The following is a 13,200-nucleotide window of genomic DNA, read 5'->3' on the forward strand; positions in this document are numbered from 1 at the left end:
CCACCGCGCCTGGTTGATTGGGGAAACCGCCCGAGCCTAAGCCGCCGGCGCCTGGGCCGGCGCCGGCGTCAACTTCTCGCGATACCTGACGATCGCCTCGCGCGTGAAGTCCGATAGCGCGATGTCATACGTGTCCGGCGCTTCGTCGAGCGTCGCGAGCAGCGCGCGCCGCATGCGCGGCTCCCAGAAGCGGCGGATATGTTCGGCGACGCCGGTCAGCGCTTCCTCGTGGTCGGGCATCGACTCGAAGAAGTCGCCGATCCGGTTCGCCATGTCGATCAGATTCCGATTGTCCATGGCTCGCCTCACTTGCCCGCGGTGACGGCCGCGGCCGCATTGGCCAGCTCGCGCTGCTTCAGCAGTTCGAGCTGTTCGCTATTGAAGCGCGAATAGTCCTTCTGCCATTGCGACGGCTGCTCGACCGGCATGACCTGCACCGCGGTCACCTTGTATTCGGGGCAGTTGGTCGCCCAGTCGGAGCTGTCGGTCGTGATCACGTTCGCGCCCGATTCGGGGAAGTGGAACGTGGTATAGACGACGCCCGGCTGCATCCGCTCCGTCACCTTCGCGCGCAACACGGTCTGCCCCGCGCGCGATTCGATGCCGACCCAGTCGCCGGTTTTGATGCCGCGTTCCTCGGCATCGTGCGGATGCAGTTCGAGCCGGTCTTCGTCATGCCAGCGCGAGTTCTCGGTGCGGCGCGTCTGCGCGCCGACGTTGTACTGCGACAGAATGCGCCCGGTCGTCAGCAGCAACGGATATTTGCGCGTGACCTTCTCCGGCGATGCGATGAACTTCGTGATCACGAACCTGCCCTTGCCGCGCACGAAGGTGTTGACGTGCATCGTCGGCGTGCCGTCGGGCGCGTCCTCGTTGCATGGCCACTGGATGCTGCCCATTTCGTCGATCTTCTGGTACGACACGCCGTGGAAGGTCGGTGTGAGCCGCGCGATTTCGTCCATGATCTCGGACGGATGCGTGTAGTCCATCTCGTAGCCGAGCGCGCGCGACAGCAGCAGCGTGACTTCCCAGTCCGCGTAGCCGCCGAGCGGCGGCATCACCTTGCGCACGCGCGAGATGCGGCGCTCGGCATTGGTGAACGTGCCGTCCTTTTCGAGGAACGACGAGCCGGGCAGCAGCACGTGCGCGTATTTGGCGGTCTCGTTCAGGAAGATGTCCTGCACGACGATGCATTCCATCGACGACAGCGCCGCCGCCACATGATGCGTGTTCGGGTCCGACTGCACGATGTCCTCGCCCTGGCAGTACAGACCCTTGAAACTGCCGTGCAGCGCGGCGTCGAACATGTTCGGAATGCGCAGGCCAGGTTCCGGTTGCAGTGTGACGGCCCAGGCGTTTTCGAACTGCGTGCGCACGAGCGGATCGCCGATGTGACGATAGCCGGGCAGCTCGTGCGGGAACGAGCCCATGTCGCACGAACCCTGCACGTTGTTCTGGCCGCGCAGCGGATTCACGCCGACACCTTCGCGGCCGATGTTGCCGGTCGCCATCGCCAGGTTCGCGATGCCGATCACCATCGTCGAGCCTTGCGCGTGTTCGGTGACGCCCAGGCCGTAGTAGATCGCGGCGTTGCCGGCGCTCGCGTAGATGCGCGCGGCTTCGCGTACCTGTTGCGCGGGCACGCCGGTCGCCGCTTCGGTCGCTTCCGGCGAGTTCTCCGGCAGCGCGACGAAATCGCGCCACTGTTCGAACGCGCGGGTTTCACAGCGCTCGGCGACGAACGCTTCGTCGAGCAGGCCTTCGGTGACGATCACGTGCGCGAGCGCGTTGACGATCGCGACGTTGGTGCCGGGCCGCAATTGCAGATGGTGCGACGCTTTCACGTGCGGCGTATCGACGATGTCGATCCGACGCGGATCGACGACGATCAGCTTCGCACCCTCGCGCACGCGCCGCTTCAGACGCGAGGCGAACACCGGGTGGCCATCGGTCGGATTCGCGCCGATTACCATGATCACGTCGGCTTTGTCGACGGAGGCGAACGTCTGCGTGCCAGCCGATTCGCCGAGCGTCGTCTTCAGACCATAGCCGGTCGGCGAGTGGCAGACGCGCGCGCAGGTGTCGACGTTGTTGTTACCGAACGCGGCGCGCACGAGCTTCTGCACGAGGTAGGTTTCCTCGTTCGTACAGCGCGACGACGTGATACCGCCGATCGAATCGCGGCCATGCTTCGCCTGGATGCGGCGGAATTCGGACGCCGCATACGAGATCGCTTCGTCCCAGCTGACTTCGCGCCATGGGTCGGTGATCGTCGCGCGGATCATCGGCTTTTTGATGCGGTCCTTGTGCGTCGCGTAGCCCCACGCGAAGCGGCCCTTCACGCATGCATGGCCTTCGTTGGCCTGGCCGTTCTTGTGCGGCACCATCCGCACGACCTGGTTGCCCTTCATCTCTGCCTTGAACGAGCAGCCGACGCCGCAATAGGCACAGGTGGTGACGACCGAGTGCTCGGGCTGGCCGAGCATCACGACGGACTTTTCCTGCAAGGTCGCGGTCGGGCACGCGGCCACGCAGGCGCCGCACGACACGCACTCCGATTCCATGAACGGCTGGTTCTCGCTCGCCGCGACGCGAGATTCGAAGCCGCGTCCGGTGATCGTCAGCGCGAACGTACCCTGGGTTTCCTCGCACGCGCGCACGCAGCGATTGCAGACGATGCACTTCGCCGGGTCGTACGTGAAGTATGGATTCGATTCGTCCTTCTGGTCCTTCAGATGATTCGCGCCGTCGAAGCCGTAGCGCACTTCGCGCAGGCCGGTCACGCCCGCCATGTCCTGCAGTTCGCAGTCGCCGTTGGCGGGGCAGGTCAGGCAATCGAGCGGATGGTCGGAGATGTACAGCTCCATCACGTTGCGACGCAGCGACTGCAGACGGTCGGTCTGCGTGCGCACCTTCATGCCGGCTTCGACCGGCGTCGTGCACGAGGCCGGATAGCCGCGCCGTCCTTCGATTTCGACGAGACACAGGCGGCATGAGCCGAACGGTTCGAGCGAATCGGTCGCGCACAGCTTCGGCACGTTGACGCCAGCTTCAGCCGCCGCGCGCATCACCGACGTGCCCGCCGGTACGGTCACCGCCTGGCCGTCGATTTCGAGCGTCACGTCGACGTCCGAGTGGCGGGCGGGGGTGCCGTAGTCGGTGTCGTCGGCGAACGCGTTGGCGGCGCGTGCCTGGGCTTGCGACTTGCACGCGCAGTTGCCTGAGCCGCAGCCGCCCCCCAGGGGGACTTCCTTCGGGGCGCCGGCAGGGGAGTTGAACTGGTCGGACATGGTGAACTCCTGGAGTCAGGCCGCGGCCGCTTTGGTGGCGTGGTCGGCAGTGGGATCGGCGGCGAGACCGAAGTCTTCAGGGAAATGATCGAGCGCGGACAGCACCGGATACGGCGTCATGCCGCCCATCGCGCACAGCGAGCCGGCTACCATCGTGTCGCACAGATCGCGCAGCAATTGCACCTGACGCGTCGACGTGTCGCCGCTGCGAATCCGCGCGATCACCTCGACGCCGCGCGTCGAGCCGATCCGGCACGGTGTGCATTTGCCGCACGATTCGAGCGCGCAGAAGTGCATCGCGTATTGCGCGAGCTCGGCAAGATTCGAGGTGTCGTCATGCACGACGAGACCGCCGTGGCCGATCACCGCGCCGACTGCCGCATACGCCTCGTAGTCCATCGGAATGTCCCACTGGCTTGGCGGCAGATAGGTGCCGAGCGGACCGCCGACCTGCACCGCGCGCGCCGGCCGGCCGCTCGCGGTGCCGCCGCCGAAGTCGTCGAGCAGTTGGCGCAAGGTCACGCCGAACGCGAGTTCGACGAGGCCGCCTCGCTTGATGTTGCCGGCCAGTTGGAACGGCAGCGTGCCACGCGAGCGGCCCATGCCGAAGTCTTTATAGAACGCGGCGCCGCGCGCGAAGATGATCGGCACGGTGGCGAGCGTGATCGCGTTGTTGATCACGGTGGGCTGGCCATAGAGACCCACGAGTGCGGGCACCGGCGGCTTTGCGCGGACGATGCCGCGCTTGCCTTCGAGCGATTCCAGCATCGCGGTTTCCTCGCCGCACACATACGAGCCCGCGCCTTTCGCGACGAACAGCTCGAAACGCTGCCCGCTCGAGAGCACGCTGTCGCCGAGCCAGCCGGCTGTGCGCGCACGGGCGATGGCAGCTTCGAGCGTCGCGATCGAGTGCGGGTATTCGCTGCGCACATAGATGTAGCCGACGGTCGCGCCGGTCACGACGCCGGCGATGATCATGCCTTCGATGAGCACGTACGGATCGCTTTCCATCACGAGACGATCGGAGAAGGTGCCGGAATCGCCTTCGTCGGCATTGCAGACGACGTACTTCTGCGCGGCTTTCGCGCCGCGCACCGTGCGCCACTTGATGCCGGCCGGGAAGGCCGCGCCGCCGCGGCCGCGCAGACCGGATTCGATCAGCGCTTCGCAGGCGGCATCGCCGTCGGTTTGCAGGGCGTTGCGTAGGCCTTCGAGGCCGCCGTGCGCGACGTAATCGTCGATGGACAGCGGGTCGGTGATGCCGATCCGCGCGAAGGTCAGGCGCTGCTGCTTCTTCAGATACGGAATCTCGTCGACCACGCCGACGCGCCGCGCATGCTCGCCGCCGTCGACGAAGCCCGCGGCGAACAACGCGGCGACGTCTTCCACGTCGACATTCGCATAGCCGATGCGGCCTTCGGGCGTCGCAACTTCGACGAGCGGTTCGAGCCACAGCAACCCGCGCGAACCGTTGCGGATCAGTTCGATCGCAATGCCGCGGCGCGCGGCTTCGCTGGCGATGGCTTCGGCCAGCGCATCGGCGCCGAGCGCGAGCGCCGACGAATCTCGCGGAACATAGATGCGCGTCATGCCGGCACCTCCACGCATTTGCGGGCAGCGGCGAACAGCGCGTCGAATTTTTGCGGCGACACGCGCGCGTGCAGCGTGCCGTTGAGCATCATCGCCGGCGACAGCGCGCATTGGCCGAGGCAGTACACCGATTCGAGTTCCACCGTTGCGCCGTCATGGTGACCGGCGTCGAAGCGGCAACCGGTGTGCGCCTCGATGTGCTGGGCCAGCGCCTCGGTGCCCATGCTGCGGCACGCTTCGGCGCGGCACAGCTGCACCGTGACGGGCGCGGCCGGCGAGGTGCGAAAGTGATGGTAGTAAGTGATGACGCCGTGCACTTCCGCTCGCGACAGGTTCAGCGCGCGGGCGAGCGGTCCGACCGCCGCGGGTGGCACAAAGCCGAGTTCGTCCTGGATCGCGTGCAGGATCGTGATGAGTGTGCGGCCCGGCTGCGCGTGACGTTGCACGAGCTGATCCGGCGCCGTGGCGAGAGAATCGTCCAAAGGGGGGCTCCTCCGAAGCGATATATGCACTTGTTATTCATAATGCATGCACGTATGCTTCGCTTATTCGATATGGTATAGCCGAAAGATAGGCGGGCCGACCGGCGCGCGCAATAGGAAACGGTAAAGCATATATGGTCAGGATCGAATGTCAGGTCGAGCTGGTGGTGAAGGGCGCGGACGGCCGCGAGGCCAGCCTGTCTGACGTGGTGCCGCTGCTCGCGCTCGTCGATGAATCTGGCAGCATTGCGCAGGCCGCGGCGCTTAAGGGTTTGTCCTATCGGCACGCATGGGGCTTGCTGCGCAGCATCGAGGAGCGGTTTGGTGGTCCTCTGATCGCGAAAGAGCGTGGGCGCGGCTCGGTGTTGTCCGAGCTCGGTCACGCGGTGCTGCGCGGGCAGCGGCTCTGCGGCGAGCGGCTCGACGGCAATTTGCAGGCGCTCGCGAGCGAAGTGGCGAGCGATCTGAACCGCTGGCTTGCGCCCCCCGCCGATGACGTGCGCATCCACGCGTCGCACGGTTACGCGGTGGCCGCGCTTGTTACGGCGCTGGTCGCCAACGATCTGCCGGTCGAGATCAAGTACCGCGACAGCGCCGAGGCGGTCAGTGCGCTCGCGCGCGGCGAGTGCGATCTGGCGGGCTTTCATCTGCCGCTCGGCGAGTTCCGCGCGGTGTGCGCCGATACCTACCGGCGCTGGCTCGATCCGCAACGCCATGTGCTCGTGCATCTGACCCGACGCAAGCAGGGTCTGTTCATCGGCAAGGGCAATCCGAAGCGGATCGGCGGGCTCGGCGATCTGGCGCGCGACGACATCCGTTTCGTCAACCGCCAGCCGGGCTCGGGTACGCGGATGCTGCTCGATCTCGCGCTGCGACAGGTCGGTGTGGACCCGGACCGCGTCAACGGCTATGCGTCGACCGAGCTGACGCACTCGGCAATCGCGGCGTTCGTCGCGAGCGGCATGGCGGACATAGGCTTCGGCGTCGAACCGGCCGCGCATCATTTCGGGCTCGACTTCATTCCGATCGTCGACGAGGACTATTACTTCGCGTGCGATCGCGCGCACCTCTGTCGCGCGCCGCTCGCGACGGTGATCAACCTGTTGCGCGGCAGCGCGTTTCATCAACGCGTCGAGCAGCTCGCCGGCTACGATCCGTGCGACTGCGGCAGGCTCGTCGATCTGGACGAGGGGCTCGGCGGCGCGCTCGCGTAACGGCGGAGTAAGAGCCTGTAACCAGAAAAGCGGTGGCGCTCGGCGTGCGCGGCTGCGCAGCGCGCCGGTTTCGGCTACTCTCTTGGCTTCGTATCCGCCTTTACCGCGCGCCAAGCCGCGCTGAACCGACATGAAAGCTCTTCTCCATGCATGTGCCGCCGCTGCCGCGGCTGGTGTGCTCTGTGCCACCGTCTCCGTCGCTTACGCGCAAAATTCGCCTGGCGTGCCGGGTGGCATCCTGACCGACGAATTCCGCATTAACGAGCATCCGCAGATGCCGTTCGCCGCGTCCGCCCCGTCGGACAAGTATCAGCACGGCCGACGTTCGCAGGCGCGCAAGCGCGGCGATATGGGCGATCCGAATGGCTGCAATCTGCAGTGCCCGAAAGACGAATAAGAATTGGCTCGGGCTTCGCTCGAGCTTCGAGGTTTGACGCAACGCCGGCCCTTGGGTCGGCGTTGTGCTTTGTGGCGGGGGCGATGGCGGCCCAGTTGCCGGCCGGAGTGGATTCTTATGGCCTGGCGATGTGCCAGATTTCCTTGAAGCCGTCCCCCTTTGCATCGCCCGACGGCTTGTCGGTCGGCGCCGCCGTGGCTGCCGGCCAGTTGCTCATGCAGCCGCCGGAGCAGGCGCTGACGCCGGGCGTGGCGTCCTTGTCGAACGTGTAGAGCGTCATGCCGTCAGCGGTGACGAAGCGGCCGTCGGACAGTTTGGGCGGATCGGCGAAGGCGCCGGCGTGTAGCACGGCGAGTGCGAGCGGGGCCAGCAGAGCGATGGTCTTGCGCATGACGCAGGCTCCTGTTTTGGCGACGTGGTTGACGAGTGACGACTCGCTTCGAGCTACGAGTATAGGCAGCGGCCGCGGATTTACCGGGGCGTGTTGTGCGTCCCCGCTGAGTGAAGGGGAGACGTGTGGCCGGCCCGCAAAGCGTCGCGGACGGTGCCGAAAATAAAAAACCCCGGCAGCGTTACGCTACCGGGGTTTTTTGGGGCCGTTCATCGCGAACGTTCCAGGTATTTGGTGGAGGCGGCGTCTGCCATTAATCAATCCGCGCCAAACCGACGGTATCCGTTAAACATCAATGTGCACAGGCATTTTGCCAAAAAATATTGCCGTATCAGGCTACAATATTCCGGCGCTATCCGCCACTTGGCGATGGGCTGGACGATGGGCTGAAATGGCACTCACAGACAGACAGGCAACTGCACTACGCGCCGGTGATAAGCCGGTATTCGACGGCAAAGTAACGGGGTTAATGCTCACCCCCGGCAAGACGGGCAGTAAATGGACCCTACGCTTTACCAGCCCGGTAACGGGCAAGCGCCGCGATGCGGGCCTCGGCGTCTATCCCGAAGTCACCATAGCCGATGCGCGCGAGAAGGCGCTCGCCATGCGCCGCCAGATCGACGCAGGCAAAGACCCTATTGACGAACGCGACCGCGACCAGCAAGCCGCCAGCATGGCCGCCACCGCGCTCACGTTCGAAAAGGCGGCGCGCAAGGTTCACGAGGAACTGAAACCAGGCTGGCGAAACGAGAAGCACGCAGCTGATTGGATTCGATCACTTGAGGCTTACGTGTTTCCAAAGCTCGGCGCGAAGCCGCTCGATGCAATCACGCCTGCCGATTGTGCCGAAGTGCTACGGCCTATCTGGCTGGAGAAGGCCGAAACCGCCAGCCGGACCCGCCAGCGGATGCACGCCGTCATGCAATGGGCCTGGGCCCACGGTCATATCACGGCGAACCCGGTCTCCGTTGTCGATCACATCTTGCCGAAGCAGAGCGCAAAAAAGGAGCATCAACCGGCGATGCCCTGGCGTCAAATACCCGCATTCGTGAAGGCGCAATTGAGCCATATCGAACGGGGTGACAACACGCGCGCCGCCTTGCTGTTCCTGATTCTAACGGCGGCGCGTAGCGGTGAAGTGCGCGGCGCGACCTGGGGCGAATTCGACCTCGACGCCGCCGTGTGGACAGTTCCCGGCGAGCGCATGAAAGCGAAAGAGCCGCATCGCGTTCCGCTCTCGGCGGCGGCGCTTGCTGTCGTCAAGACGTTGAAGGAACAGAAGCAGCACGAGACGTTGGTGTTTCCGTCGCCTCGCGGCAAGGTGCTATCCGATATGACCTTGACGGCGCTGCTGCGCCGAGTCAAAGCAAAGAGCGACACGCCGGGACGCGTGGCAACCGCGCACGGCTATAGAAGTTCGTTTAGAGATTGGGCCAGCGAAAACGGCTATGCTCGCGACTTGGCCGAGCGGGCGCTTGCACATACCGTCGCAAACAAGGTTGAAGCCGCCTATCACCGCACCGACCTGATGGAACAGCGCCGCCCGATGATGGAGACGTGGGCGAAACATATCGGCACACTTGCCTGACTGCGGCACAAAGCGCACATTCCAGCGTGAACAAACGTTGGCATTTTGCCGGTTCACAGCGAAAGCCTGGGGTTACCCATTGCACATATTTTTGATGGCGACAGCAAAAAGGGCTACACGGATGTAGCCCTTTCGGTTCCTGCTTCAAGGCAGCGGAATCCTGCTGTCGTCGAGCCGGCGCGGAGAACTGGCTCCCCATCGTGCCTTTATCTGCTCCGGCGTCTCAGGCGGCCATTTCACGTCCATCTTGATGATGCGGTCGCGGATTTCGACCAGTTTGACACCTAATTCAGAGGTGGGGCCCGCATGTTTTATTTGCGATTCCAATTGTCTTGGAAACGAGATTCCATTGATGTTGTACGTGTTGGGGTTGGCTCCGTGATCGAGAAGGTAATTGACTGCTCCGGTGTCATAGCCAGTTAGCGCTTCGTAGAGAGATGTATTGCGCAATGAATCGCGCCGGTTCACATCCGCGCCTCGCTCCACCAGCAGCTTGAGCGAGCCCAATTTACGATCGCTTGTAACAAAGAAAATGATGGGTCTACGGCCCTCGATCATGGTGTTGGGATCAACCCCACCGTCCAGCATCGCGCGCAGGAATTCCGGGTGGGAGCTGTTGAGCATGACCCCGAGCGGATCACCAAAATTCGGCACTTCCTGCAAGGGATCGGCTCCGGCCTTCACCACCTCCGACATAACCGCAAGCCGATGTGGATCGCGCTGCAACGCCTCCTGAAACGCAAAAAACAGCATCGTCATGTTCTTGCGTCCGGGCGTCTTCAGATCCGTCTTCGGTGCCAATCGCCTGACCTGCTCCATGTCGCCTCGCTCGATGGCCCGGGCCAGTTCGAGTTGCGGGCCGCTAAAAAAATCAGTGGCGGGAAATTTTTTCATTGCATGAACCACAGGGGATAGCGCCAGTAACAGCACCGGCACGATAAGGATTCGACTGAGTGCTTTCATCGCTTTCAGTCCCGTTATGACAGTGTTTCAAGTACGGAGACGTCCTCCGCCTTCTGCTGCTCGATGCCGTCTATTGCCTGCCTGATGAAGTGCCGCGACACGGGCGAGCCACTGCCGGAAAGGGGATAGGGAGTACCGGCTGCACCGGGCAGGGGCGTCCACGTCTGTGCCACGGTCAGAATGTCGCCCTTCACATGGTACGCATTGATGTTCGATGGCGTGACCTGTCCGCCATAGCGCTCGACGGTCTTCGGGTGCAGGCCCGCTGCATTGAAGCTCCAGCAGTCCTTACTGCTGGCGACGGATGCGGCGGAACAGAGGCCACCCCCTAACGAGTGACCTGTTATGTCGATAGGTTCTGCAATCTCACGTAGCTTGGTGCCACTCCTTACTGCTCGTTCGTAGTATTCCGATTCGATATTCACGCTCTGGTTAACATTGTTCGACCAGTCGGCCAGACTTGTCATTTCGGTTCCCTTGAACGCGAGCGTCGGATTCATGTCGCTACCGAAGACCGCCGCATCCGGTTCGTATAGCTGCGCCCTGAAGTTCGAGCCCTTGATTGTAAAGTCCATGGCATCAAGCCCATACCGATCCAGAAATTCCGTATCCCCGCTGCGGTTCGCCCACCCTTCGGGCACCGGCCTGGACGGCTCGTAGACATGATCGGAGAGTCTGGCCTTCTCCACCGCGACATTGTTGCGTGCGAGCCGTTCAGCCACTGCCCGCACGCGCCCTGACATGGCCGCATTGCCCGCCGCAATCAGCGCCTTGCGCGTCTGCCACCGCTGCGCCTTGGTCAGTGCCTGTGGTATCTCGATGCGCGGCGGTGTCGCCCGGGCTGCGCGCGCAGCGTCCAGCCGGGTTTGCCAGGTGGCCGGATCATACTGGACGGACAAAATGGGTTCGCCGTCCGGGTGACTACCTGTCCTCGCTACGGGATTCATTAACGGCGTGCTGCTGTACGGTGACGGAAACAGGCCATTACGCGGACCTTTAACGGCAAGCAGTTTGCCCCGGCGCACCTCTTCGAGCAGAGCAACGATGACCCGCCAGCCATCGGAGTCAGGATTCCGGTCCCGTACATCATGAAAAAACAGCCAGTGACTGTCGATGAGATTCTTGACCAGCTTCCGGTCCTCCTCCCACTTTCCGCGATTCAGTGTGGCGATAGCAAGAAATTCGCGGGTCTCCGCCCTGGCTCTCTGAAGGTCTGCGGCCTTGCCGAGGCACGCTTTATAGTGCCATTCGTCGCAGATGACGTACCAGGTACCCGGTGGCCGCTGGCAGAACAGCTCCAGGGAGTGCATTTCAAATACGGACAGGGACATAGGTGTGTCGATGGTCTATCTGAAGTCGCTGCCAGGATTGACAGCAGTCAGATGATTACCGTGCGACAGGCAGTCCGTACATGGGCTACAGCCCAAAATCTCCACGGCTTTCGATGAAACAGAATAGGGCGGAAGATTCGAGTCCGGCGGCCCCGGTTAAAGAGGCCGCGTAGCAGTTCATTCGCCAGAAGCCGCTGTTCGCGCCAATACGGCGCGTACGTCCGCGAGCGCATCCTCGAAGAGACCAAAAATCGACACCTGCGCAACCGTTGAAAGAGCGGAGAACTGCTCCGCTACCTCTTCCAGGCTCAACAGCCCTGCCAGTGCGTGCAGTTGATCGACACGGATAACGGCGGTGTCAGGCATCGCCATATCCGGTTGTGCAGAGGCGTTCAGAGAGTCAGGCATGACCTACCCCCGGTCGCATTGTTGTAGGCCTGGTTGGAGGCGGGCGCGGCGGCGTGTAGCGTGCCGATACTGTCGTGGGATGGAATGGAGGATTGGGTTTGCTTGGGACGGGCGGGAACAGGGCGCATGCTGCGACCTCCTTTGTCAGATTCGATAACCCGACCCCTCCGACGCCAATCGGGGTGGCCGGGCACAAGGCAAGGTTGGCGTACCGGTGACAAAGGAAACCGGCGAGCGCGAGCGCTCCCCCACCAAGGCCCGACCATTGGGGCGCTTGATGCGGGCGTAAAAAAACCGCCGGTCGGCGGTTGCCCGCCTTTGTCATTTCCCGGACGCCAATCCAGGGTCACGCTGTGAACGTGACATTTGCAGTATAACGCATGGTTCGACCGCGTTTTGCTTCACCCACCGCTGAAGTCCGGCTGTGGCTCACCGAGTTCGGATAGCTGCTGCCAGACGTGCTCGCCCAGCAACGTGGCAACACGGTCAACCTCCACGCCGAGTTCGGCGGCAATGAACGGCGCGACCTTCGACGGCCATGCCAGCCACGCGTCGCGCTGTGCGCGGAACAGGTTGAACACGACATCCTCCGCCAGCGCAAGCTCGATCAGGCTCCCTTCCCGCTGTTCGTATTCGAGCTTGCGCAGCAGGGCCGCATAGTGCTCCTTCAGGCGTAGCGCCTCCGCCAGCGGAAGCATGCGCGGGAAAGCGTCGATATCCTGTCCTGCCGCATTTCCCGGCTCCATGTGCGTCCCGCCGTTGCGCAGTGGGGCGTTCGTGTCGCCTATCCGTTCAGGCCGTGGCGCGGTCTTCATCAGCGTGCGGCGGTTTGGTTTGCGCCACGCCGAGCCGATCAACGCGGCGTCGATCAGTCCGTCGTCGCCACGCACAAGCGCGCCACGCTCAAGTGCGCGGCGTACCTGCTTTTCGTCGCAGCCTTCGCGGCGTGCAAACTCGCTTGCGCTAAGACGTTCGGACATTTTCCACCTCGGACAACTTTCGCAATTCCGTCGCTACGCGAAAATCGCGGTGTGCAATGCCCGCGTTGCAGGTGCGGCCAGGAAGGACCCGCGCCGCCGGTCTATCGCTTTTCCAGCCGCGCGCGGCACTCGCGCAGCAGTTCTTTCACGCGCCGCCGTTCGTCGCGCCACTGCGCCGAGCGCATGCCGTGTTTCAGCGCATTGAGCGCGGCAGTGGCCTTGCCCGCGTCAGTGACCGGGCCCGTTGCGCTGTCCCAAGGTTTCCAGCGCCGAATTGCATTGGCCTGCTTCGCGCGCTGTTCCGCGGTCCAGTGTCGTCCCATGATCGTCCGTTAATAGTTCGTTCGACGTATCCGTGTTGTCTCCGCGCGCGAGGCGCTGGAGTCGCGCTGTCATGTTCGCCCCGGCCCCGTTATTCCCTTGCTGCGGCCCCGTTCGAAATATTGGCCTGCTTCACGAACGCGACCGGGCGCGGGTTCTTCAGTTCCGCCAGCGCCTCGAAAGTCGCGCGGCATTGCGCCTGCGCCTTCAAGGGCGGCGAAAGATGCGCATCTGTTTCAGGTACT

Annotated in this window: 13 protein-coding genes; 3 read left to right on the forward strand and 10 right to left on the reverse strand. The window is 63.6% G+C overall.

Annotated elements, in window-relative coordinates; all coding sequences use genetic code 11:
* Positions 1–36: 36 nt before the first annotated feature.
* From HDG34_RS16470 to HDG34_RS16485, 4 genes are read right to left on the reverse strand one after another with little or no spacing between them, the layout of a single operon-like run.
* Positions 37–297, reverse strand: a complete 261-nt coding sequence (locus tag HDG34_RS16470; RefSeq protein ID WP_184027626.1) for a formate dehydrogenase subunit delta — start codon at positions 295–297, stop codon at positions 37–39.
* Positions 298–305: 8 nt separating this feature from the next.
* On the reverse strand, positions 306–3,290 hold the full coding sequence (fdhF, locus tag HDG34_RS16475; protein WP_184061324.1) for a formate dehydrogenase subunit alpha: 2,985 nt from the start codon (positions 3,288–3,290) through the stop codon (positions 306–308).
* A 15-nt stretch (positions 3,291–3,305) separates the two neighbouring features.
* A complete protein-coding gene (locus tag HDG34_RS16480; RefSeq protein WP_184061325.1) occupies positions 3,306–4,880 on the reverse strand; it encodes an NADH-quinone oxidoreductase subunit NuoF in 1,575 nt (524 codons plus the stop codon).
* The gene (locus HDG34_RS16485) at positions 4,877–5,362 is read right to left on the reverse strand and encodes an NAD(P)H-dependent oxidoreductase subunit E (RefSeq protein ID WP_184011028.1); all 486 of its coding nucleotides are present in this window, start codon (positions 5,360–5,362) and stop codon (positions 4,877–4,879) included. The genes HDG34_RS16480 and HDG34_RS16485 overlap by 4 nt, the downstream gene beginning before the upstream one ends.
* 134 nt (positions 5,363–5,496) lie before the next feature.
* Between HDG34_RS16485 and HDG34_RS16490 the strand changes: the two genes are divergently transcribed.
* Positions 5,497–6,576, forward strand: a complete 1,080-nt coding sequence (locus HDG34_RS16490; protein ID WP_184061326.1) for a substrate-binding domain-containing protein — start codon at positions 5,497–5,499, stop codon at positions 6,574–6,576.
* 130 nt (positions 6,577–6,706) lie between these two features.
* A complete protein-coding gene (locus HDG34_RS16495) occupies positions 6,707–6,973 on the forward strand; it encodes a hypothetical protein (protein ID WP_018421395.1) in 267 nt (88 codons plus the stop codon).
* Between the two features lie 115 nt (positions 6,974–7,088).
* Here HDG34_RS16495 and HDG34_RS16500 read toward each other — a convergent pair whose 3' ends face one another.
* Positions 7,089–7,364: a hypothetical protein gene (locus HDG34_RS16500; protein WP_184061327.1), complete on the reverse strand. Its 276-nt coding sequence runs from the start codon at positions 7,362–7,364 to the stop codon at positions 7,089–7,091.
* Between the two features lie 391 nt (positions 7,365–7,755).
* Here HDG34_RS16500 and HDG34_RS16505 point away from each other — a divergent pair, with 391 nt between their 5' ends.
* The gene (locus HDG34_RS16505) at positions 7,756–8,952 is read left to right on the forward strand and encodes a phage integrase central domain-containing protein (RefSeq protein ID WP_184061328.1); all 1,197 of its coding nucleotides are present in this window, start codon (positions 7,756–7,758) and stop codon (positions 8,950–8,952) included.
* 144 nt (positions 8,953–9,096) lie between these two features.
* On the opposite strand, the gene HDG34_RS16510 is transcribed toward HDG34_RS16505, so the two are convergent.
* The 5 genes from HDG34_RS16510 to HDG34_RS16530 form a co-directional block, all read right to left on the reverse strand.
* Positions 9,097–9,915, reverse strand: a complete 819-nt coding sequence (locus tag HDG34_RS16510) for an ankyrin repeat domain-containing protein (protein ID WP_184061329.1) — start codon at positions 9,913–9,915, stop codon at positions 9,097–9,099.
* A gap of 14 nt (positions 9,916–9,929) precedes the next feature.
* A complete protein-coding gene (locus HDG34_RS16515; RefSeq protein ID WP_184061330.1) occupies positions 9,930–11,246 on the reverse strand; it encodes a DUF2974 domain-containing protein in 1,317 nt (438 codons plus the stop codon).
* A gap of 177 nt (positions 11,247–11,423) precedes the next feature.
* On the reverse strand, positions 11,424–11,654 hold the full coding sequence (locus tag HDG34_RS16520; RefSeq protein WP_184056242.1) for a hypothetical protein: 231 nt from the start codon (positions 11,652–11,654) through the stop codon (positions 11,424–11,426).
* 401 nt (positions 11,655–12,055) lie between these two features.
* Entirely contained in the window at positions 12,056–12,634 is a 579-nt protein-coding gene (locus HDG34_RS16525) for a hypothetical protein (protein WP_184061331.1), read from the reverse strand.
* A gap of 101 nt (positions 12,635–12,735) precedes the next feature.
* Entirely contained in the window at positions 12,736–12,957 is a 222-nt protein-coding gene (locus HDG34_RS16530; RefSeq protein WP_184061332.1) for a hypothetical protein, read from the reverse strand.
* Positions 12,958–13,200: the final 243 nt, after the last annotated feature.

The sequence above is a fragment of the Paraburkholderia sp. HC6.4b genome (assembly GCF_014200875.1).
In the GTDB taxonomy this organism is placed as follows: domain Bacteria; phylum Pseudomonadota; class Gammaproteobacteria; order Burkholderiales; family Burkholderiaceae; genus Paraburkholderia; species Paraburkholderia tuberum.